A 21,028-nucleotide genomic window follows, 5' to 3' on the forward strand; every position below is an offset into this window, starting at 1 on the left:
CCTCAATGCGCTTCTGCCGTCGTTGATGCTCGGCGTTCCTGTCGTGTCCTCGCCTGCGCAGAAGTTCGATCCGCATATGGCGTTTCGCATCCTGTCGGAGATGAAGGTGCGCAATGCCTTCATTCCGCCGACGGCCCTGCGGTTGATGAAGGCGGTAGAGAACCCTAAAGCGCAGTACGTCTTCGACCTGCGCACGGTGGGAGCGGCGGGAGAGGCGCTGGGGCGCGAGACCTTCGAGCAGGCGTCCAAGGCGCTTGGCGTCGAGATCGCCGAGTTCTACGGGCAGACGGAATGCAACATCGTCATTTCCTCCAGTGCCGCCTATGGCGTGCTGAAGTCGGGATCGATGGGCAAGGCGGCGCCGGGCCATGTGGTGGAGATCATCGACGATGACGGGCAGGTTCTGCCGCGGGGCGAGGTGGGGCAGGTTGCCGTGCGGCGGCCCGATCCGGTGATGTTCCTCGGCTACTGGGGAAACGCGGCGGCAACGCAGGCGAAGTTCATCGGCGACTGGATGACGACCGGGGATCAGGCCGTGATGGACGAGGATGGCTATATCAGCTTCTTCGGGCGGGACGACGATGTCATCACCTCGTCCGGATTTCGGATCGGGCCGAGCGAGGTCGAGGATTGCCTGGTCGGCCATCCCGCCGTCAGCATGGCCGCCGTCATCGGCAAGCCGGATCCGGTTCGCACCGAAATCGTGAAAGCCTATGTGGTGCTAGCCGAGGGTTATACCGCCTCGGACGTGCTGGCGGCGGCCCTTTCCGACTGGGTGAAGACGCGGCTGTCGATGCATGAATATCCGCGCGAGGTGGCGTTTGTGGATGCGCTGCCGCTGACGACGTCGGGCAAGATCATTCGGCGGCTGCTCAGGGACGCTGATGTCCGGGATCTAGCGGCTCGGGATGAGGGCGCGGCGTAGCAAGCGCTACCCTCGTCTTACCGGAAGCTCTTCGGCGTCAGCGCGCGCATCTTCTCGCGCAGCAGGCGGGCCATGTTGCGGGTGTTGCGGTAGAGGTGGAGCTGGGTCGCGACCTGGCGGACGTCGCGGTCGCGATTGGCGCGCAAGCCGATGACCAGGGTTCCCATCTCCTCGCGCTCTTTCCAGAACCGGCTCATGATCGGGTGATCGGGCACCGCACAGCTGTCGGACTTGAGGATGTTTGCATCGTCCAGATGCCACTCCGTCAGTTCGCGCAGCAGCAGCTTGCCGGGAGAGTAGCGGGCGTAGGTCTCGTCGTAGCCGGTTTTCCAGGTATAGGCTTCGCCGCCCATCATGAAGACCACCATCGAGGCGATGGCCACGCCATCGAGGTCGATCGTGTGGATGCGCACGGCATCGGCTTCGGCAAGATTGGTGATCGCTTCCCGGGCAAAAGCCGCGCGGTAGCGGTCCATGACGATCGCGGTGCGCTGGCGGCCCTTCCAGCCGGAGGCTTCCAGTGCGAGGAACTCTTCCATGCGCAGACGGACGTCTTCCGGCTGGCGCGCGACGGAATGGGTGACGGTGCCGAGGCGCGAGAGCAGGGTCCACTGGCGGCGCAGCTCGCGCAGATGGGCGGGGCTGATCGCGCGGCGCAGATAGGTTTCGCCATCGAGCAGGCTGTCGAGGACGGGCCGGCTGAACGTGTCGGTGACGGTGAGCGGCAGGTTGCGGCTGATGGCGACGGCGCGGACGAGACGGGCCAGCGGCCCCTTCAGGCGGATATCGGGCAGGACCAGGATCGGCGGCAGGCCCGCTTCGGGATTGGCCAGCGCATCGAAGAGGTTGTCGAGCGTTTCCGCGGCTTCTTCCGTATCCAAGAGCGGCGTGCCGAGCGGACCGAAGGGGTTGGACCAGGCGCGGATGATCGGCGAGCCGATGGCAAAGCCAGGCCTTTCCACGGAAAACGGCATTAGGAAACGCAGGCGGCTACGCGTCTCGCTACGGTCGCGGATGACGGCGAGCCGGACCACACGATCCTCGAGCCGGGGCATGGCCGGTGCCAGGAAGCGGCCGGAAAAGAAGACGTTCGGCTCGATGGCGCGGTTGGACAGGAAATCGAGTTCTTCCTGCAGGTCGTAGCCGGCACGGGCAGGGTAGACACAGAATTCGCGTCCCGGACGCCCGGTCCGCATCAGCGTGTCGGCCGGGATGTGGTCGTTGCCCAGTTGCCCGCGGCGGGGCAGCTGCGAGGGACGGCTGTTGGCGTCTGTCGGGAACTGGGGCGTGACGCTCATGGTCGGCTGGCCTCTGCATCCATCGGTCTTGTCGTCGTCTGGTCCACATCGAGAAGGCCCCTATCAGGAAGGGTGATATCGACCGGTCCGGACTGGGGAGCGGCAAAGGCGAAGAGCCGGATGCCGAAGGTGTGGCGCACGGCAAGGTGCAGCAATGTCGCCTCGACCATCATGGCGCCCGCCGTTGCCAGGGCAGCCCCCGTCAGCCCGAAGACGGGGATGAGGGTGACGTTGAGCGCGAGATTGGCGGCAAGGGCTGCGGCGTAGAGTTTGACGCAGAGCGCCTGCTGGCCGCCCATGGTGAGCAGCGCCTCCGCCGGGCCGATGAGCGCCTTGGCCATGATGCCGGCAAAGAGGATGGCCATCAGCGGGTAGCCGGAGAGGAAGGCGGGCCCGAAGAGGGAGAGAAGGAAGCTGCCGGATGCCAGGACGCAGCCCCCGACGAAGAGCGACGGCCAGAAGCACCATCTGGCGCTTTCGATGGCGATGGCAGACAGTTGCTGCCGATCGGGCTTGCCCATGCCCGATTTCCCCATTGCCGCGGAGAAACGCGGCGCGGCGGCAGCCTTGACGGCGAACATCACGAAATGGACGAGTGCCATCGTCTTGGCGGCGGCAAAGTAGATCGCGACGCTTTCCGGATCGAGCGCGATGCCGACGAGCACGACATCCGAGTTCGTCAGCATGAAGCCGAAGCCCTCGATGAGAAAGATCGGCAGGGCGACGCGCAGCCAGGTGCGGAATTCGAGGCGCAGCGGGCCGGCGAGATAGCGCTTGCGCAGGCGCCAGGTGAGAATGAAGAACTGCCCGACGCTCGTGACATAGGTGGCCACCATGGCGGCGATCATCGCGGTCCGTGCGGTGGACGGCTCGCCGGCCCAGACGGCGCCGACCATGAAGGCGAGGATGAGGACGGGCCGGACGATGTAGGTGGGGCTGAGGGCTGAGACCGCCCAGCTATGTGCCCGCGAGGTGCCGTCCATCACGTCGCCGAGCGCGATCATCGGCAGGGCGAAGATGCCGAGATATAGCGGCACGAGATAATAGCCGTTGACGAGATCTCCGAAGACGATCAGCCCGCCGATGCCGACGACCGCGAGCACGGTGGCCGACAGGAGGGCGAAGATGCGCACCGTCGCTGTCATGCCGCGGATTTCATCCAACGCGTTGACGGCGTGATATTGCGGCACGAAGCGAATGATGGCGGTGTGGAAGCCGAGGCAGGAGAGGTTGCCGAACAACACGACCAGAACCCAGACGAAAACGAAGATGCCGTATTCGAACTCGCCCATCATGCGCGCCATGATGATCTGCGAAACGAAGGCGATGCCGGCGCTGACCACGCGGATGGCGAAGGCGACGAGCGCCATGCGCTGGGCAAGATGCTTCGGGTCATCGCTGGTGAGCAGCGGCTCCAGCCGGCGCATGTGCGGCAGGAGCCGGTCTTTCAGACCCGGCGGCAGAATTCGTTCTGCCGTTTGACACGCTGCCATGAACACGAAACGCTACCCGACCTGTACGCAGTACGACAAGGCGGGATGATGCGGTATTGGCGTTAATATTCCGTTGGGATGGACGCTCGAATGGCAGGGATTACGCCCGGCTCAACGCCACGTTGAGGCCGAGCCCGACGAGGATCGTGCCGCCGATCTTCTGCATCAGGCGCTCGGCCCGACCCGAGGTGCGCAGCCGCGCGAGAACCGCTTCGGCAAGCAGGACGCAGACGATATCCGCTAGCGAAAACATCATGTTGACGATGGTGCCGAGCACGGCGAACTGGACCCAGACCGGGATGGCGGCCGAGGGATCGACGAACTGCGGCAGGAAGGCGAGGAAGAAGATGGCCGTCTTCGGGTTCAACACCTCGACCATCATGCTCTCCACGAAGGCGCGGCGGGCCGATTTCGGCGCAAGGCCCTGCACGGCACTCCCGTCGCCTTCGCTGCGGGCCGGCGTGCGGAACAGGACAATGCCGAGATAGACGAGATAGGCGGCGCCGGCGAGTTTGACGACCAGATAGGCCGTCGGGACGGCCTGGAAGAGCATGGACAGGCCAGCCGCTGCGGCGATCACGTGGACATAGCAGCCGAGATGGATCCCCAGCGTCGCCATGAGGCCTGCCCGCCGGCTGGCCGCGACGGTGCGGGCGGCGACATAGAGCATGGCTGGGCCCGGCAGAAAGGCAAACAGGCCTGCGGTGATGAGGAACGGAAGAAAGAGATCCAGAGATGTCATGATACGCCCCCTTGAAGAACACGATCATGACGCAGGCGGAGACGTGCAGCAAGGTGGTTGCGTCGTTTGGCCGAACGGAACCACGTGTGCCCGGTCTAGAGACCGATCATCCGAAAGCCAGTCTGCGCGCGTTCGATCCGGCCGAAGCCGTGGAGATGGCCGCCGCCGACGATCCATCCGTGTTGTGCGGCCTGTTCCAGCGTTGCAAGGCGGGTGGCTGCGCTCTGTACCGGGTCGAGATCGAAGACGAGGCCGAGCTTCGGATCGGCAAGCTGCAACTCGGCGATGTGAAGCGCATCCGCGAGGATCAGGAGGTCGTCTTCGCTGCCCTGCAGGCGGTAGCCCATCTGGCCCGGCGTGTGGCCGGGGAGGGGTACGGCCTCGATGCCCTCGAAGATCGGACCGGTGGACAGGCTGCGGATTCGTGCGCCATAGGCCCGTTGCATTTTGTCAGCTACGGTAAAGCCGCCCCGGCGCGCCTCCGATACGGTTTCGCGCAGAGCCGGATCGCCGAAAAAGGCGAGATCGGCGTGCGGCACGAGAATATCGGCGTTCGGAAAGTAAGCGGTGCCGTCGTCATTCAAGAGACCGTAGGCATGGTCGCCATGAATGTGCGTCAGCAGGACGCAGGTGATGCTCTCGGGCGTAAACCCCTTGGCCTCCATCGCAGGGCGGGCATGGCCGAAGCCCGGTCCCCAAGCCGTACCGGCTCCCGTGTCGATCAGCATGTCGCCGTCCGGGCTACGTAGCGCAAAGCAGTTGACGTCCAGCATCGTGGATGTCTTGCCCCATCGCACGACGGCCGAAGCAGAGGCCTCGGGGCCGTCGAGGTGATGGAGGTACTCGGCCTTCGCCTCGAAGAGACCGTCGTTGAAGACGAAGATTTCGTAACGGCCGATCTGCAGGGCTTCATCCTTCATGCTGCGAACCCCTGCATCTGTTCTTTTTTCTCAGGCCTCTGTGGCCTCGAAGGCGCCGTGGCAGTGCTTGTACTTCTTGCCGGAGCCGCAGGGGCAGGCCTCGTTGCGGGAAACGCGGCCCCAGGTGGCGGGGTTGGTCGGGTCGCGATTTTCCGGCGCGACCACGGCGACGTTGCGGTCATCGGCGAATTCGTCCTCGCCCGTCTGCGCATCGATGTGATGGCCGAACATTTCCGGCGGCTCGGGTTGCGGTGCCTGTGCCGCGTCGCGTACGAGTTCCACGCGCATCAGTTGTGCGGTGACGCCCTGACGCAGGTTGGTCAGGAGCGCCTGGAACAGTTCGAAAGCCTCGCCCTTGTACTCCTGCAGCGGATCGCGCTGGGCATAGCCGCGGAAGCCGATGACGGAGCGCAGGTGGTCGAGATTGACGATATGCTCGCGCCAGAGATGGTCGAGCGTTTGCAGCACGACGGAACGCTCGACATAGCGCATGATCTCCGGGCCGAAGCGTTCGGCGCGCTCCGAATTGGCCTGATCGGCCGCAGCTAGGACCCGTTCGCGGATGTCGTTCTCGTCGATGCCTTCCTCGGCGGCCCATGCGGCGATGGGCAGGTCGAGGTTGAGGGTTTCGCGGACGTCGTTGTTCAGGCCCTCGACATCCCACTGTTCGGCATAGGCTTTTTCCGGGATGCGCTTGGCGACGATGTCTTCGATGACCTCGTGGCGCATGTCGGCGACGGTTTCCGAGACGTCCTCGCTGTCCATCATCTCGATGCGCTGCTCGAAGATGACCTTGCGCTGGTCGTTCAGCACGTCGTCATATTTCAGGAGGTTCTTGCGCGTGTCGAAGTTGCGGGCTTCGACCTTTTTCTGCGCGCGCTCCAGAGCCTTGTTGATCCAGGGATGGACGATGGCCTCGCCTTCCTTCAGGCCGAGCTTCTGCAGCATGCTGTCCATGCGCTCGGAGCCGAAGATGCGCATTAGGTCGTCCTGCAGCGACAGGTAGAATTTCGAGCGGCCGGGGTCGCCCTGACGGCCGGAACGGCCGCGCAGCTGGTTGTCGATGCGGCGGCTTTCGTGGCGCTCGGTCGCAAGAACGTAAAGACCGCCGGCGGCAAGCGCCTTCTGCTTCAGCACCTGCACCTCGGCCTTGATGGCGGTTTCGCGCTGGTCGCGCTCGGGGCCCGGCTCCACGTCATGCAATTCGGCTTCGATGCGCATGTCGAGATTGCCGCCGAGCTGAATGTCGGTACCGCGGCCCGCCATGTTGGTGGCGATCGTCACCGCGCCGGGGACGCCGGCCTGCGAGACGATATAGGCTTCCTGCTCGTGATAGCGGGCGTTCAGGACCTGAAACCCGGTAAAGCCTTCGCGCTTGAGAAGGGCGGCCAGAAGCTCGGACTTTTCGATCGAGGTCGTGCCGACGAGCACCGGCTGGTTGCGTTCCTTCGCCTGGCGGATTTCCTCGACGATCGCTTTGAACTTCTCTTCCGTCGTCCGGTAGACCTCGTCATGGTCGTCGATACGCTGGATCGGCAGGTTGGTCGGCACTTCCACGACTTCGAGGCCGTAGATGTTGCCGAATTCTTCCGCTTCCGTCGAAGCCGTGCCGGTCATGCCGCCGAGCTTCTCGTACATGCGGAAGTAGTTCTGGAAGGTGATCGAGGCGAGGGTCTGGTTCTCGGGCTGGATCGTCACCTTTTCCTTGGCTTCCAGTGCCTGGTGCTGGCCTTCGGAATAGCGGCGGCCCGGCATCATGCGGCCGGTGAACTCGTCGATGATGACGATCTCGTCGCCGCGGACGATGTAGTCCTTGTCGCGCTGGAACAGCTTGTGCGCCTTCAGCGCGTTGTTGACGTGGTGGACGATCGCGACGTTCTCGACGTCGTAGAGTGTCTCGCCCTTGAGCAGCCCGGCATCGCGCAGCAGGTTTTCAAGCTTCTCGGTGCCGTCTTCGGAGAAGCTGGCCGAACGCTGCTTCTCGTCGATCTCGTAGTCGGCTTCGTCCAGCATCGGAATGAAGGCGTCGATGGTGGTGTAAAGTTCCGAGCGGTCGTCAAGCGGGCCGGAAATGATCAGCGGCGTGCGGGCTTCGTCGACGAGGATCGAGTCCACTTCGTCGACGATGGCGAAGAAATGGCCGCGCTGGACCATCTGGACCCGCTCGTACTTCATGTTGTCGCGCAGATAGTCGAAGCCGAGTTCGTTGTTGGTCGCGTAGGTGATGTCGCAGGCATAAGCCGCCTTGCGCTGGTCGTCGGTCAGGCCATGGACGATGACGCCCGTGGAGAGGCCGAGGAAGCCGTAGATGCGGGCCATGGTCGCCGAGTCGCGGCTGGCCAGGTAGTCGTTGACGGTGACGACGTGCACACCCTTGCCGGCAAGCGCGTTGAGATAGACGGGCAGCGTCGCAACGAGCGTCTTGCCTTCACCGGTCTTCATTTCGGCGATGGATTTTTCATGCAGGATCATGCCGCCGATCAGCTGCACGTCGAACGGGCGCAGGCCGAGCACGCGGCGGGCCGCCTCGCGGGCAACCGCAAAGGCCGGCACCAGCAGGTCGTCCAGCGTCTTGCCGGCGGCAATCTGCTCTCGGAACTCGACGGTCTTGGCCGCCAGGGCTTCGTCGCTCAGCGCCGCCATTTCAGGTTCGAGCGCGGTGATCGCGGCAACACGGGTGTTGTAGCCCTTGACGCGGCGATCGTTGGAGGACCCGAAGAGTTTGCGGGCTAGGCCGCCGAGACTGACCATTGAAGATGGTCCTTTCATGTGACGTCGGCGTTCCGCGCGTGGGTCTGAATTCCCGTCAACTGCGCCAAAACGCCCGGATCTTGTTCTGGACGCGAGGTTGCGTGACAGATAAGAGGGGGGTCGAATGATGTCAACGGGAGTTGCTGACCGACGTTTCGCTGAAAATGCCGGTTTTGCAAGGCTACACAACGGCCACATTCTGGTGTTTGTGAGGTCGGCAAGCCGGCCGCGAAGGGCGGATCCGGTACCCCATCGGGAAAGGTTTACGGAATGTTCAAATCCAGATTGCTCGCTGCCGTGGCGCTTGGCGCCGTGATCGCGATCCATGGGCCGGTGTTCGCCCAGGATGCCGCCGATCCGGTCGTCGCCAAGGTCGGCACTGCCGAGATCCACCAGTCCGAGCTCGATCTGGCGCTCGCGTCCCTCGATCCGCAGCTGGCCCAGCTTCCCGACGAACAGAAGCGTGCTGCCGCGCTTTCGGGCCTCGTGGACGTGAAGCTGCTGGCCAAGGACGCCGAAGCCGAAGGCGTGCAGAACAGCGAGGACTTCAAGAAGCGTCTCGCCTACCTGACCGATCGCGAATTGCACAACGCCTACTTCAAGAAGCACGTCGTCGATGCCGTTACGGCCGACGAGGTCAAGGCGCGCTACGAAAAGGAAATCGGCGCGATCAAGCCGCAGGAAGAGGTGAAAGCCCGCCACATCCTCGTGAAGACCGAGGAAGAAGCCAAGGCCGTCATCAAGGAACTCGACGCAGGCAAGGACTTTGCGACGCTTGCCAAGGAAAAGTCCACCGATCCGAACAAGGACGATGGCGGCGATCTCGGCTACTTCACCAAGGAGCGCATGGTGCCGGAATTCTCCGAAGCCGCCTTCGCGCTGGAGAAGGGCGCCTACACGAAGACCCCGGTCAAGTCGCAGTTCGGCTTTCACGTGATCCTGCTCGAGGACAAGCGTCTGCAGCCGCCGCCGCCGCTCGATCAGGTCGAGCCGCAGGTCAAGCAGCTCGTCATGCGCGACAAGTATCTGGCACTTCTGGCCGATGCCAAGAAGGATGCCGGCGTCGAGATCAGCGATCCCGCGCTCAAGAAGGCCTATGACGAAGCCAACAAGGCCGAGGACGCCGGCGCGACCGAAGGCGACGCCGTCGAAGGCGCCAACTAAGCTGGAGCCGAGGCTTGGGGCGGTCCGGTCCTCCCAGTGAGGATCGGGGCCGCTTTGCCCCCTCACGCTTCCTGTGCACCGGTCTGTCACGCTGCTGTGACAACCGTCCATCATGAGTGAAAATCCCGAAGGCGATCCTTCGGGATTTTCGTTTGCCGAACCTGCCCTGTACCGTCTCCTCATCCCGTCAGCCCTCTCAGCGAAGGTCCTTTCATGTCCGGTTCCGTTTCCCCGCTTGCCCCGAAAACCTTCGCCGAGATGCCGCCGGTGCGCGGCGTGCGCATGGCGACGGCCGAAGCCGGCATCAAGTACAAGAACCGGACGGACGTGCTGATGATGGTGTTCGACGCGCCGGCCTCGGTCGCCGGGGTGTTCACCCGCTCGCTTTGCCCGTCGGCCGCCGTCGATTTCTGCCGGCAGAACCTGTCCGGTGGCGTTGCCCGTGCCGTTGTTGTCAATTCCGGCAACGCCAATGCGTTCACCGGCGCCAAGGGCCGTGCCGCGACGGAGCTGACCGGCCAATCTGCGGCCGAGGCGGTGGGTTGCTCGACGGGCGAGGTGTTTCTCGCCTCCACAGGCGTGATCGGTGAGCCGCTGGATGCCACCAAGTTTGCCGGCGTGCTCGGCGATATGAAGGACCGGGGCACGGAAGATTTCTGGTTCGAGGCCGCCAAGGCGATCATGACCACGGACACCTATCCGAAGGTTGCGACCCGCTCGGCGACCATCGGCGGCGTCACCGTGACCATCAACGGCATCGCCAAGGGTGCCGGCATGATCGCGCCCGACATGGCGACGATGCTGTCCTTCGTCGTCACCGATGCCGACATCGGGCCACAGGCCCTGCAGGCTCTTCTCTCGGAAGGTGTCGGTCCTTCCTTCAATTCGGTGACCGTGGATAGCGACACCTCGACGTCGGACACGCTGATGCTGTTTGCGACGGGGGCTGCCGCTGCCGACGGGCAGGCGCGCATCGAGGATGCTTCGGATGCGGCACTCGGTGACTTCCGCGAGGCGCTGAATGCCGTGCTGTTCGACCTTGCTTTGCAGGTCGTGCGGGACGGCGAGGGTGCGCGCAAAATGGTGGCCATTACGGTGGAAGGCGCGGAAAGCGACGCCGCTGCCAAGCGCATCGGCCTGTCGATCGCCAACTCGCCGCTCGTCAAGACGGCGGTGGCGGGTGAGGACGCCAATTGGGGCCGCGTGGTCATGGCCGTCGGCAAGGCCGGCGAGAAGGCCGACCGCGACCTGCTCGCCATCTGGTTCGGCGATATCAGGGTCGCCGTCAACGGCGAGCGCGACCCGGCCTATTCCGAAGCGGCCGCGTCCGCCGTCATGAAGGAGCAGGACATCGCCATCAAGGTGGAGATCGGGCTCGGCGCGGGCACAGCGACGGTCTATACCTGCGACCTGACCAAGGAATATATCGAAATCAACGGCGATTACCGGAGCTGATCGCGAGATCGGGCTTGAAGGATTGCCGACCGGACATGCCGATGCTGGATGAGACGACACGATTGAGGCTGCCACTGGTGCGGCGGCTTGAGGCGATCGGCTTTCGGGCCTGGCCGGCTGCAACCGCGCAGTATGACGGCAGCTGGCTGGTGCGGATGACGCCCGGACACGGTTCGCGCCGGCTGAATTCGATCAATCCGCTCGACCCGCATGACGGCAGCGACATGGCGGGCCGGTTGGAGCGGGCCGCGCGTCAGTTTCGCGACGCTGGCCTCGTGCCGACCGTGCGGCAGACGCCGCTGACGCCGCCCGGCCTCGTCGCCCATCTCGATGCGATGGGCTGGACGCGCTTTTCCGAAACGATCGTCATGACCGTCGATATCCCGCCGAATCCGGCGAGCGACGAGCTTGGTCATGTGCCGTTGCGCGATGTCGCCCGATTCGTGGAGGCGCGGATGGCGATCGCCGGCGACCCGCCGGAAACCAAGGTGGCGCTGACCTCCGTTATCGAGGCGATCCGGGCGGAATGCGGGCTGTTTCTGTTTGAGGATGTCGGCCAAGGGCCGACGGCGGTCGCGCTGGCGGTGCAGGATTACGACCTTGCGGGGCTATTGCTGGTCGCCGTTCGGCCCGAGCGTCGCGGCGAAGGCATCGGCCGCGACATCGTCGGCGCCAGCCTGCGCTGGGCGCGGCTGAAAGGTGCGCGCAAGGCGTGGCTGGCCGTCGAGGCCGAGAATGCCCCGGCGCTGGCGCTCTATCGTGGGCTCGGCTTCACCGAGGCCTACCGTTATCTCTATCGAACGCCTGCGGGAGAATGACTATGGATAACGCTCAGCCTCGTCGGCTGCTGCTCGTTGCCGCCTGCGCCCTCATCGATGGTGACGGCCGCATTCTGCTTGCGCAGCGGCCGGAGGGCAAATCCATGGCGGGTCTCTGGGAGTTTCCCGGCGGCAAGGTCGAGACGGGCGAGACGCCCGAGGAGACGCTGATCCGGGAACTGGAGGAGGAGCTGGGCATTCGCACCAAGGTGGCCTGCCTCGCGCCGCTGACCTTCGCCAGCCATGCCTATGAGGACTTCCATCTGCTGATGCCGCTCTATGTCTGCCGCCGCTATGAGGGCGTGCCGCAGGGGCGGGAGGGGCAGGCGCTGAAATGGGTGCGGGCGAAGGCGCTGCGCGACTATCCGATGCCGCCGGCCGACGAACCGCTCATTCCCTATCTCATGGATCTTCTGTAGCTGCCTGCCGTTTGCGCGTAAGGTCGCCCTATCCAAAAAACCTTTCCAACTTCTTCCTAAATGCGGAGAAGGAAAGGCATTTTCGGGGCAGTCCTGTCTGTGCGTTAATGGAACGTTTATCTCCAACCGGCACAATGGCCAGCACGTGATGCCGAGTCGCGCCGCCCTTCGGGAGGATGGGACCGGTGCGCGGCGATCGAGGACGGAACCGAGCATTCCGCCGCGTCGGAAAGGCAAGAGGCAGGCCATGGTGGACGATGATTTCTGGAGAACGGTTCAGGACAAAGACCTGACGAAGGGTGAGTACCGGCGCACCGGCGTGCTCAATCTCGCGCTGCTGTTCGGGACGGCCGTCATCGCGCTGACGCTGATCCTCACCCCGATGATGGCCAGCAAGAATACCACCAAGGTTCTCGCAAACGCGCCGATCGACTACGACACCATCTCGACTGGCTCCATTCCCGACGACAAGGCGACCAAGCGCTATACCGTACGCCGCAGCGTCCTGCAGGAGATGCCGGGCGCCGTCTGCATCGTCAATGGCGATGGCGGCAAGAGCGGATGCTGATGAAAACCGGTCTGGAGAGAGCGTCCGCGATGCACCTGTTTCAGCGATTCCTCTCCGACCGCAGTGGTGCGACCGCCATCGAATATGGTCTGATCGGCGGCATTCTCGCCGTCGCCATCATCGCCGGTTTCGGGGCGATGACGCAGCAACTGACGAATGTCTTCAACACCGCCACGGATGCCCTCGCGAAACCATGAGGCGTCAAGGACTTCCGTCGTTGCCCTTTGCGCCGCTGCCGGATGTCCCCTCCACCTTCAAGGCATCCGCCAGACGCATCTTCGCCGAACCCGGCGCCAGCGGCTTCTGCTGGCTTTCATGCGGCGCCCAGCCCGAGAGATATATGACCGAGAACGTCGCGCGGATGCGGCCGTCCGGGTCTGCAAAGCGCTCGGCATAAAGCTCCGCGGCGCGCAGGAAGACCGCACGGGACAGGGGCTTGCGGCTGCGGGCAATCAGCGTGTTGGTCATGCCCATGGCACGCAGATCCTTCATCAAGGCAAACAGCGAGGCATAGCGTACCGTATAGGTTTCCGTATCTGTGACGGGCAGGGCGAAGCCTGCGCGCTGCAGAAGGGCGCCGATGTCGCGGACGTCGGCGAAGGGAATGACGCGCGGGCTGGCACCGCCGGTGATCTCGCTTTCGGCGGCCAGCAGCACCTCCCGCAGTTCCTGCAATGTGCCGTTGCCGGGAATGGCCGCGAGGAACAGGCCGTCCGGCGCCAGCGCCCGCCGGACCTGGATGAACACGCCGGGCGTGTCGTTCGTCAGATGCAGGGACAGCGGTGACACGACGAGATTGGCGCTGGCCGGAGCAACCGGCACGGTTTCCAGCGGCGCTACGGTCACGCCTTCCGTTCCGCCGAAGGCGTTGTCCGTCTCGATACGTGTCAGCGTGCCGATCTTGCCGGTCGCCATCAGGGCGCGGGCGGTGACGCCGGTATAGCCATGAAGCTCCACTGCCGTCTCGAACCGGCGCTCCACCACCGCGAGCCGTTCGGCGAGATCCTCCGCCACGATGTCGAGCAGGAACTGCGCCTTCTCATCGCCGGCCTTCAGCGCACGCAGGCGCCGGGCTTCCACAAGAGGCTGGTCAAATACGATATCCACGATAGTCTCCTAACTCTCGGCCTATATCATCGCCGGCGCGCGGCTGCGCAAGAGCGAGCGCCATCTTCTAACGGTCGAGAGGGCGGAAGGACGCATCGGGGCTATGGATGGTGAGTGGCGAATTCTGGAAACGACCAACCGGACGGTCGCCAGCTCCATCGCTAGCCGGGGGACGCCCGGTGGTGTTGATCCCGATCCGGCCGATCCGCTGCCGGGCCGGGGCACGTCCTTTTGGGAACGGTTCGTCGCGCGCCTTCTTGCCGCTGGCCGGGGGGCGGCCGATCTTCTCTATCCGCCGGTCTGTCGCGGCTGCGGCCGCTTCGTGCAGCGGCATGCTGCCGTGTGCCCGGCCTGCTGGGCGAGCCTTCGCCTGATCGAGCGGCCGTTCTGCGAGGTGCTCGGCGTGCCCTTCTCTCACGATCTCGGGCGCGGCATCCTCTCGGCCGACGCCATCGCCAACCCGCCGCCGTTTACGCGCCTGCGCTCGGTGGCGATCCACACGGGCATCGCCCGCGATCTCGTGCATGCGCTGAAATATACCGACCGGACCGACCTTGCGCCGATGATGGCGGCGTGGATGCTGCGGGCCGGCGAAGGGGCGGTGGAGGCGGCGGATGCGATCGTTCCGGTACCGCTGCACAAATACCGGCTCTGGTCGCGGCGGTTCAACCAGTCGGCGGAACTGGCCCGGGCGCTCGCCCGTCTCTCCGGCCGGCCGATGCTGGCGACCGCGCTGGTGCGGCAGCGGCGCACGATGCGGCAGGTAGGGCTGGGCGCAACGCAGCGGCAGGACAATGTGCGCGGCGCCTTCATGGTGACGGAGGCGGGCCGGTCGCTCGTCTTCGGCCGGCATATCGTGCTCGTCGACGACGTCTATACCACGGGTGCCACGGTTGCCGCGGCGACGCGGGCGCTGAAGAGGGCCGGGGCGCGCGAGGTGACGGTTTTGACCTTTGCAAGAGCCGTGACCGTGCTTATATGACCGAAGGACGACAGGCGGCAGGGCCATGACGGTTTCCTGCTGGACGTGTCGGATATCGCAGCGCACCGGCGCTCTGCCGGTCCGAAAACAGGTGTCGTAGATGGCTTCCGTCGTACTCTATACCCGTCAGGCCTGCGGCTATTGCGCCGCCGCCAAGACGCTTCTTTCCAACAAGGGCGTCTCGTTCGAGGAGCATGATGCGACCTATTCGCCGGATCTCCGCAAGGAGATGATCGAAAAGGCGAATGGTGGCTCGACGTTCCCGCAGATCTTCATCAACGGCACTCATGTCGGTGGCTGCGACGATCTGCATGCGCTCGACAAGGCCGGCAAGCTCGACCCCATGCTGGCAGCCTGAGGACATCAGCGCCATGACCCTCCGCGTCGCCGCCATCCAGATGTGCTCCGGCACCGCGCCTGAACGAAATGCTGCAACCATGGCCGAACTTGTTCGCGATGCGGCGAGCAAGGGCGCCACCTATGTGCAGACGCCGGAAATGACCGGTGCGCTGCAGCGCGACCGCGCGGCCCTGCGTGCCGCGCTGCGCGGCGAAGACGACGATGTGATCGTGCGCACGGCGCGCGCGCTTGCTGCCGAACTCGGCATTCACCTGCATATCGGCTCGACCGCCATCGGCCTTGCCGACGGGAAGATCGCCAATCGCGGTTTTCTGTTCGGTCCGGATGGTGCGAAGATCTGCCATTACGACAAGATCCACATGTTCGACGTCGATCTCGACAATGGCGAGAGCTGGCGCGAAAGCGCCGCCTACACGCCGGGTGAGACGGCGCAGGTTGTCGATCTTCCATTTGGTCAGCTCGGTTTTTCGATCTGCTACGATGTGCGCTTCCCCGAGCTTTTCCGCCGGCAGGCCGTAGTGGGTGCGCAGATCATGACCGTTCCCGCTGCCTTCACGCGTCAGACCGGAGAAGCGCACTGGGAGATCCTTTTGCGCGCGCGTGCCATCGAGAACGGCTTCTTCCTCGTCGCGGCGGCGCAGGGCGGTGTGCATGAGGACGGGCGCGAGACCTTCGGGCATTCGATGATCGTGGATCCCTGGGGTCGTATCCTCGCCGAAGCCGGCCCGAGCGGCGCAGCCGTCATCACGGCCGATATCGATATCGCCGCCGTTGCCGCTGCACGTGGCAAGATTCCGAACCTGAAGAACGCCCGCGACTTTTCGGTGGCGTCCGCAGGTGACAGTGCTCCTACGACCGGGGGCGTCGCCGCGTGATCCGTTATGCGCTGACCTGCGACAAGGGCCACGGCTTCGAGGGCTGGTTCGGGTCGAGTGCCGATTTCGAGGCGCAATCGGAAAGCGGACTGGTGACCTGTCCGATCTGCGGCACGGCATCGGTCAACCGGGCGCTGATGGCGCCGGCGCTCTCGACCGGGCGGCGCAAGGACAAGCAGCGCGGCCTGATGATGGATCAGGCGCAGCAGGTGGCGATCTCCAAGATTCGTGAGATGGTGTCCACCATTCGCGCCAATGCCGATGATGTCGGCGAGAAGTTTCCCGAGGAAGCCCGCAAGATCCACTATGGGGAAGTCGAGGCCCGCGGTTTGATCGGCCGCGCGACGGTGGAAGAGGCGCGGGCGCTGATCGAGGAGGGCATCGACGTCGCGCCGCTGCCCATCCTGCCCGACGAGGTCAACTGACGGCGCCGTCGTCTGGCCGTTTGATCAGTCGCGTGGGCGCTTGGCGATCATCATGTAGTTGACGTCCATATCCTGCGACAGGTTCCACTGGTTCGTGAACGGGCTGAAGAAGACGCCGGTGCGCTCCGTGATCGTGAGCCCCGATGCCGAGAGTGGCTTTTCGATCTCTTCCGGCCGGACCAGTTTTTCATACTGATGCGTGCCGCGCGGCAGCCAGCGCAGGACGTTTTCGGCGGCGAAGATGGCGAGCGCTGCGGCCTTCATTGTGCGGTTGATCGTGGCAACGACCATCATGCCGCCAGGGCGGACCATCGAGGCGCAGGTGGACAGGAAAAATTCGACATCGGAAACATGCTCCACGACTTCCATGTTGAGCACGATATCGAACGTCTCGCCGGCCTCTGCCAGCGCTTCGGCGGTGACCGCGCGGTAATCGACGGAGACGCCGCTGCCGGCCGCATGCGTCTGCGCAATGCGGATGTTCTTCTCGGAGGCATCGGCGCCGACGACGTCCGCGCCCATGCGCGCCATCGGCTCGGAGAGCAGACCGCCGCCGCAACCGATATCGAGGAGGCGCAGGCCCTCCAGCGGACGCGGCGCCTTGGGGTCGCGCCCAAAGGTTTCGGCGGCGCGATCGCGGATATAGCCGAGGCGGACGGGATTGAACTTGTGCAGCGGCTTGAACTTGCCATGCGGGTTCCACCACTCCGCGGCCAGCGCCGAGAAGCGATCGACTTCGGACTGGTCGATGGTCGTGCGGGCCGCGTCTGTCATGATGTCGTCTCCGGAAAACTCAGGCGTCATCCGTGAAGTCGTCCGGCACCTGGCTCTTGTCAAGGGCTGCGAGATGAAGACCCTTCCTCCGTCGATGGCGTGCCGTCAATGCCACCCCTATGCCATTGCACGTTTCCGGCAACTTCGCTATGGAACCGCCAACTTCGGCAGGCGCGCGGCGCGCGCAATCTCTGGTACCGGTAGAGGCAGATGGCACGCATCGTGATGAAATTCGGCGGAACCTCCGTCGCGGACATGGATCGCATCCGGGTCGTCGCCCGCCATGTGAAACGCGAGGTGGATGCCGGGCACGAGGTGGCCGTCGTCGTTTCCGCCATGTCGGGCAAGACGAACGAGCTCGTCGGCTGGACGCGCGATGCCTCGCCCATGCACGATGCCCGCGAATATGACGCGGTCGTCGCGTCCGGTGAGCAGGTGACGTCGGGGCTGCTCGCGATCGCGTTGCAGCACATCGGCATCAACGCGCGTTCCTGGCAGGGCTGGCAGATCCCGATCCGCACCGATAATGCGCATGGTGCCGCGCGAATCATGGATATCGATGGTTCAGACCTCATCCGCCGCTTCGGCGAGGGCCAGGTCGCCGTTATCGCCGGTTTCCAGGGTATCGGTCCGGATAACCGGATCGCGACGCTCGGTCGCGGCGGCTCGGACACGAGCGCGGTCGCCATCGCGGCTGCCGTCAAGGCGGATCGTTGCGACATCTACACCGATGTGGACGGCGTCTACACGACGGACCCGCGCATCGTGCCGAAGGCGCGCCGCCTGAAGAAGATCGCGTTCGAGGAAATGCTCGAAATGGCATCGCTCGGCGCCAAGGTGCTGCAGGTGCGCTCGGTCGAGCTTGCCATGGTGCACAAGGTCCGCACCTTCGTGCGCTCCAGTTTCGAAGACCCGGACGCGCCCGGCATGGGCGATCTTTTGAACCCGCCGGGAACGCTGATTTGTGATGAGGAAGAGATCGTGGAACAGGAAGTCGTAACCGGCATCGCCTATGCCAAGGATGAGGCGCAAATTTCGCTGCGGCGTCTGGCCGATCGCCCGGGTGTCTCCGCCGCGATCTTCGGCCCTCTCGCCGAAGCGCACATCAATGTCGACATGATCGTCCAGAACATTTCCGAGGACGGATCGAAGACCGACATGACCTTCACCGTGCCGGCCGGCGATGTGGACAAGGCGTTGCGCGTGCTCGACGCGGAGAAGAGCAAGATCGGGTTCGACGTCATCCAGAACGAATCGGGTCTCGCCAAGGTGTCGGTCATCGGCATCGGCATGCGCAGCCATGCAGGCGTTGCGGCGTCGGCTTTTCGGGCGCTCGCTGAAAAGGGCATCAACATCAAGGCGATCACGACCTCGGAAATCAAGATTTCCATCCTGATCGACGGTGCATATGCCGAATTGGCCGTTCGGACTTTGCATTCCGTCTACGGGCTGGATAAGACTTAAGCGAAGCGGCCGAAGTGCTGCCGGCCCGGGGTGCCTGCACCCCCACTCTTTGATCGGGGAGACGTTGCGCGATGAGAGACCTGTCCGGTCCACGCGTTCTTCTCAAGCGGCTGCGCGAACTGATGGCGGAGCCGCTGGAGCCGCAGGAGCGGCTTGACCGGATCGTGCGCCAGATCGCGCAGAACATGGTCGCGGAAGTCTGCTCGGTCTATGTGCTGCGCTCCGATGGCGTGCTCGAACTCTACGCCACCGAAGGCCTGAACAAGGACGCTGTGCACCTAGCCCAGTTGCAGATGGGGCAGGGCCTCGTCGGCACGATCGCCGCCAGCGCGCGTCCGCTCAATCTCTCCGACGCCCAGTCGCACCCCGCCTTCACCTACCTGCCGGAAACGGGCGAGGAGGTCTATCACTCCTTCCTCGGCGTGCCGATCCTGCGCACCGGGCGGTCGCTCGGCGTTCTCGTCGTGCAGAACAAGGCAAGCCGCACCTATCGCGACGACGAGGTGGAAGCGCTCGAGACCACCGCCATGGTGCTGGCCGAAATGGTCGCGACCGGCGAACTCAAGAAGATCACGCGGCCCGGTCTCGAACTCGATCTGTCGCGTCCGGTCACCATCGAGGGCTCCGGGTTCAACGAGGGCGTGGGCCTTGGCTATGTCGTGCTCCACGAACCGCGCATCGTCGTCACCAATCTGCTGAACGACGATACGGACAAGGAGCTTTCGCGGCTCGGTGAAAGCCTGGGCTCGCTGCGCATCTCCATCGACGACATGCTGTCGCGGCGCGATGTGTCCATGGAGGGCGAGCACCGCGCGGTGCTCGAGGCCTACCGGATGTTTGCGCATGACCGCGGCTGGGTGCGCAAGCTGGAGGAGGCCATTCGCAACGGTCTGACGGCGGAGGCGGCCGTCGAGCGTGTGCAGAGCGAGACCAAGGCGCGGATGATGCGCCTGACGGACCCGTATCTGCGCGAGCGCATGCACGATTTCGACGATCTGGCGAACCGGCTGCTGCGGCAGTTGACGGGCTATGGTGCGCGCGTCTCGGACAAGGATTTCCCGGTCGATGCCGTGGTCGTCGCGCGGGCTATGGGGGCGGCCGAGCTGCTCGACTATCCCCGCGAGAATATTCGTGGCCTCGTGCTGGAAGACGGCGCGGTGACGAGCCACGTCGTCATCGTCGCGCGTGCCATGGGCATTCCGGTCGTCGGCCAGGCGGCGGGTGCCGTGGCGCTGGCCGAAAACGGCGATGCGATGATCATCGACGGGGACGATGCCAAGGTGCATCTGCGGCCGATGGCCGATCTGCAACGGGCTTATGAAGAGAAGGTGCGTCTGCGCGCGCGGCGGCAGGAGCAGTTCCGGGCGCTGCGCGGCGTCGAGCCGATCACCAGGGATGGCAGCCGCATCAAGTTGCAGATGAATGCCGGCCTGATGGTGGATCTGCCGCAGCTGGACGAATCGGGTGCCGAGGGCATCGGCCTGTTCCGCACCGAGCTGCAGTTCATGATCGCTTCGACCATGCCGCGCATGGAGGAGCAGGAGGCCTTCTACCGCAACGTCCTGAAGCAGGCGGCCGGCAAGCCGGTGACCTTCCGCACGCTTGATATCGGCGGCGACAAGGTGGTGCCTTATTTCCGCGCTGCGGAAGAGGAAAACCCGGCGCTCGGCTGGCGGGCGATCCGCCTGTCGCTCGACCGGCCAGGCCTCTTGCGCACGCAATTGCGCGCCATGCTGCGGGCGTCCGCGGGCCAGGAACTGCGCATCATGTTGCCGATGGTAACGGAGGTTTTCGAGCTGAAGGCGGTGCGCGAACTGCTGCAGAAGGAAATCCAGCGGCAATCGAAGGTCGGCGAACAGCTGCCGCGCAAGCTGCAGTTCGGCGCCATGCTCGAAGTTCCCGCACTGCTCTATCAGCTGGACGAGCTAATGAGCGAGGTCGACTTCGTCTCGGTCGGTTCCAACGACCTGTTCCAGTTCACTATGGCAGTGGATCGCGGCAATTCGCGCGTGTCGGACCGCTTCGATGTGCTCAGCCGGCCGTTCCTGCGGATGCTGCGCGATATCGTGCGCGCCGGCGAGCGCAACACCACGTCCGTCACGCTCTGCGGCGAGATGGCATCGAAGCCGCTCTCGGCCTTGGCGCTGCTCGCTATCGGCTTCCGCTCCCTGTCGATGTCGCCGACGGCCGTCGGGCCGGTCAAGGCGATGCTGCTGGCGACGGATCTGGCAAGGCTTTCGCCGGAGCTGAACGCGCTACTGGACGATACGAAGGGAACGCGCACGCCGCGGGAACTGTTGAAGGCGTTTGCGGCGGAGAACGAGATTCCGTTGTAGGGCTGGGGCTTTGGGGTGGCTAAGGAAGACCCTCTCTGCCCTGCCGGGCATCTCCCCCACAAGGGGGGAGAAGACTCGGAGCACCCGCTCGTGCTCCCGCCTTTTCACGGGAAGCGGACCTCAAGTATAAACGGCTGAAGCTGGGCGAGGGG

The 21,028-nt window shown here is 64.6% G+C and carries 20 protein-coding genes; 13 read left to right on the forward strand and 7 right to left on the reverse strand.

Annotated elements, in window-relative coordinates:
- On the forward strand, positions 1–925 hold a 925-nt coding region (locus tag G8E10_RS25180), incomplete at its 5' end, for an AMP-binding enzyme (RefSeq protein WP_167131152.1).
- Positions 926–942: 17 nt separating this feature from the next.
- Here G8E10_RS25180 and G8E10_RS25185 read toward each other — a convergent pair.
- The 5 genes from G8E10_RS25185 to secA form a co-directional block, all read right to left on the reverse strand.
- On the reverse strand, positions 943–2,223 hold the full coding sequence (locus tag G8E10_RS25185) for a GNAT family N-acetyltransferase (RefSeq protein ID WP_110800673.1): 1,281 nt from the start codon (positions 2,221–2,223) through the stop codon (positions 943–945).
- The gene (locus G8E10_RS25190; protein ID WP_167131154.1) at positions 2,220–3,716 is read right to left on the reverse strand and encodes a lipopolysaccharide biosynthesis protein; all 1,497 of its coding nucleotides are present in this window, start codon (positions 3,714–3,716) and stop codon (positions 2,220–2,222) included. The genes G8E10_RS25185 and G8E10_RS25190 overlap by 4 nt, the downstream gene beginning before the upstream one ends.
- Before the next feature lie 100 nt (positions 3,717–3,816).
- On the reverse strand, positions 3,817–4,458 hold the full coding sequence (locus G8E10_RS25195) for a LysE family translocator (RefSeq protein ID WP_167131156.1): 642 nt from the start codon (positions 4,456–4,458) through the stop codon (positions 3,817–3,819).
- A 95-nt stretch (positions 4,459–4,553) separates the two neighbouring features.
- On the reverse strand, positions 4,554–5,378 hold the full coding sequence (aidB, locus tag G8E10_RS25200; RefSeq protein WP_167131158.1) for an AidB family quorum-quenching N-acyl homoserine lactonase: 825 nt from the start codon (positions 5,376–5,378) through the stop codon (positions 4,554–4,556).
- 30 nt (positions 5,379–5,408) lie between these two features.
- Positions 5,409–8,129, reverse strand: a complete 2,721-nt coding sequence (gene secA, locus G8E10_RS25205; RefSeq protein ID WP_167131160.1) for a preprotein translocase subunit SecA — start codon at positions 8,127–8,129, stop codon at positions 5,409–5,411.
- Positions 8,130–8,399: 270 nt separating this feature from the next.
- Here secA and G8E10_RS25210 point away from each other — a divergent pair, with 270 nt between their 5' ends.
- From G8E10_RS25210 to G8E10_RS25235, 6 genes are all read left to right on the forward strand, one after another.
- The gene (locus tag G8E10_RS25210) at positions 8,400–9,293 is read left to right on the forward strand and encodes a peptidylprolyl isomerase (protein ID WP_110730116.1); all 894 of its coding nucleotides are present in this window, start codon (positions 8,400–8,402) and stop codon (positions 9,291–9,293) included.
- Positions 9,294–9,506: 213 nt separating this feature from the next.
- A complete protein-coding gene (gene argJ, locus G8E10_RS25215; RefSeq protein ID WP_167131162.1) occupies positions 9,507–10,748 on the forward strand; it encodes a bifunctional glutamate N-acetyltransferase/amino-acid acetyltransferase ArgJ in 1,242 nt (413 codons plus the stop codon).
- Between the two features lie 35 nt (positions 10,749–10,783).
- Positions 10,784–11,566 carry a GNAT family N-acetyltransferase gene (locus G8E10_RS25220; RefSeq protein ID WP_167131163.1) on the forward strand — a complete coding sequence of 261 codons (783 nt, stop codon included), beginning with the start codon at positions 10,784–10,786 and terminating at the stop codon, positions 11,564–11,566.
- Positions 11,567–11,568: 2 nt separating this feature from the next.
- A complete protein-coding gene (gene mutT, locus G8E10_RS25225) occupies positions 11,569–11,985 on the forward strand; it encodes an 8-oxo-dGTP diphosphatase MutT (RefSeq protein WP_110800667.1) in 417 nt (138 codons plus the stop codon).
- Between the two features lie 247 nt (positions 11,986–12,232).
- A complete protein-coding gene (locus G8E10_RS25230) occupies positions 12,233–12,553 on the forward strand; it encodes a hypothetical protein (RefSeq protein WP_092935373.1) in 321 nt (106 codons plus the stop codon).
- Entirely contained in the window at positions 12,553–12,750 is a 198-nt protein-coding gene (locus G8E10_RS25235; RefSeq protein WP_245507222.1) for a Flp family type IVb pilin, read from the forward strand. Before G8E10_RS25230 ends, G8E10_RS25235 begins: the two co-directional genes overlap by 1 nt.
- A 4-nt stretch (positions 12,751–12,754) precedes the next feature.
- Here G8E10_RS25235 and G8E10_RS25240 read toward each other — a convergent pair whose 3' ends face one another.
- Positions 12,755–13,660: a methyltransferase domain-containing protein gene (locus G8E10_RS25240; RefSeq protein WP_167131165.1), complete on the reverse strand. Its 906-nt coding sequence runs from the start codon at positions 13,658–13,660 to the stop codon at positions 12,755–12,757.
- 103 nt (positions 13,661–13,763) lie between these two features.
- Between G8E10_RS25240 and G8E10_RS25245 the strand changes: the two genes are divergently transcribed.
- The 4 genes from G8E10_RS25245 to G8E10_RS25260 all read left to right on the forward strand — a co-directional run bounded on the left by G8E10_RS25245 (position 13,764) and on the right by G8E10_RS25260 (position 16,302).
- Positions 13,764–14,642 (forward strand): ComF family protein, encoded by an 879-nt coding sequence (locus G8E10_RS25245; protein ID WP_167131167.1) that lies wholly within the window; start codon positions 13,764–13,766, stop codon positions 14,640–14,642.
- A 100-nt stretch (positions 14,643–14,742) separates the two neighbouring features.
- The gene (grxC, locus tag G8E10_RS25250; protein ID WP_110800664.1) at positions 14,743–15,000 is read left to right on the forward strand and encodes a glutaredoxin 3; all 258 of its coding nucleotides are present in this window, start codon (positions 14,743–14,745) and stop codon (positions 14,998–15,000) included.
- Positions 15,001–15,013: 13 nt separating this feature from the next.
- Complete coding sequence (locus G8E10_RS25255; protein ID WP_110800663.1) at positions 15,014–15,877, forward strand: carbon-nitrogen hydrolase family protein; 864 nt, start codon at positions 15,014–15,016, stop codon at positions 15,875–15,877.
- Positions 15,874–16,302 carry a DUF1178 family protein gene (locus G8E10_RS25260; protein ID WP_167131169.1) on the forward strand — a complete coding sequence of 143 codons (429 nt, stop codon included), beginning with the start codon at positions 15,874–15,876 and terminating at the stop codon, positions 16,300–16,302. The genes G8E10_RS25255 and G8E10_RS25260 overlap by 4 nt, the downstream gene beginning before the upstream one ends.
- Before the next feature lie 24 nt (positions 16,303–16,326).
- Here the strand turns inward: G8E10_RS25260 and ubiG are convergent, their stop codons facing one another.
- Complete coding sequence (gene ubiG / locus G8E10_RS25265; RefSeq protein ID WP_110800922.1) at positions 16,327–17,076, reverse strand: bifunctional 2-polyprenyl-6-hydroxyphenol methylase/3-demethylubiquinol 3-O-methyltransferase UbiG; 750 nt, start codon at positions 17,074–17,076, stop codon at positions 16,327–16,329.
- Between the two features lie 210 nt (positions 17,077–17,286).
- Between ubiG and G8E10_RS25270 the strand changes: the two genes are divergently transcribed.
- Together G8E10_RS25270 and ptsP are read left to right on the forward strand one after the other, a co-directional pair.
- The gene (locus G8E10_RS25270; RefSeq protein WP_110730125.1) at positions 17,287–18,540 is read left to right on the forward strand and encodes an aspartate kinase; all 1,254 of its coding nucleotides are present in this window, start codon (positions 17,287–17,289) and stop codon (positions 18,538–18,540) included.
- A 71-nt stretch (positions 18,541–18,611) separates the two neighbouring features.
- A complete protein-coding gene (gene ptsP / locus G8E10_RS25275; RefSeq protein WP_110730126.1) occupies positions 18,612–20,876 on the forward strand; it encodes a phosphoenolpyruvate--protein phosphotransferase in 2,265 nt (754 codons plus the stop codon).
- The last annotated feature ends 152 nt before the right edge of the window (positions 20,877–21,028 follow it).

The organism is Ferranicluibacter rubi (genome assembly GCF_011603255.1).
Classification (GTDB): Bacteria; Pseudomonadota; Alphaproteobacteria; order Rhizobiales; family Rhizobiaceae; genus Ferranicluibacter; species Ferranicluibacter rubi.

Coding starts and splice junctions, on each gene's coding strand:
- G8E10_RS25210 (WP_110730116.1), top strand. CDS start 8,400: ATGTTCAAATCCAGATTGCTCGCTGCCGTGGCGCTTGGCGCCGTGATC.
- mutT (WP_110800667.1), top strand. CDS start 11,569: ATGGATAACGCTCAGCCTCGTCGGCTGCTGCTCGTTGCCGCCTGCGCC.
- G8E10_RS25230 (WP_092935373.1), top strand. CDS start 12,233: ATGGTGGACGATGATTTCTGGAGAACGGTTCAGGACAAAGACCTGACG.
- G8E10_RS25195 (WP_167131156.1), bottom strand. CDS start 4,458: ATGACATCTCTGGATCTCTTTCTTCCGTTCCTCATCACCGCAGGCCTG.
- G8E10_RS25235 (WP_245507222.1), top strand. CDS start 12,553: ATGAAAACCGGTCTGGAGAGAGCGTCCGCGATGCACCTGTTTCAGCGA.
- argJ (WP_167131162.1), top strand. CDS start 9,507: ATGTCCGGTTCCGTTTCCCCGCTTGCCCCGAAAACCTTCGCCGAGATG.
- G8E10_RS25185 (WP_110800673.1), bottom strand. CDS start 2,223: ATGAGCGTCACGCCCCAGTTCCCGACAGACGCCAACAGCCGTCCCTCG.
- ptsP (WP_110730126.1), top strand. CDS start 18,612: ATGAGAGACCTGTCCGGTCCACGCGTTCTTCTCAAGCGGCTGCGCGAA.
- G8E10_RS25255 (WP_110800663.1), top strand. CDS start 15,014: ATGACCCTCCGCGTCGCCGCCATCCAGATGTGCTCCGGCACCGCGCCT.
- G8E10_RS25245 (WP_167131167.1), top strand. CDS start 13,764: ATGGATGGTGAGTGGCGAATTCTGGAAACGACCAACCGGACGGTCGCC.
- G8E10_RS25190 (WP_167131154.1), bottom strand. CDS start 3,716: ATGGCAGCGTGTCAAACGGCAGAACGAATTCTGCCGCCGGGTCTGAAA.
- G8E10_RS25220 (WP_167131163.1), top strand. CDS start 10,784: ATGCCGATGCTGGATGAGACGACACGATTGAGGCTGCCACTGGTGCGG.
- G8E10_RS25270 (WP_110730125.1), top strand. CDS start 17,287: ATGGCACGCATCGTGATGAAATTCGGCGGAACCTCCGTCGCGGACATG.
- aidB (WP_167131158.1), bottom strand. CDS start 5,378: ATGAAGGATGAAGCCCTGCAGATCGGCCGTTACGAAATCTTCGTCTTC.
- grxC (WP_110800664.1), top strand. CDS start 14,743: ATGGCTTCCGTCGTACTCTATACCCGTCAGGCCTGCGGCTATTGCGCC.
- secA (WP_167131160.1), bottom strand. CDS start 8,129: ATGGTCAGTCTCGGCGGCCTAGCCCGCAAACTCTTCGGGTCCTCCAAC.
- ubiG (WP_110800922.1), bottom strand. CDS start 17,076: ATGACAGACGCGGCCCGCACGACCATCGACCAGTCCGAAGTCGATCGC.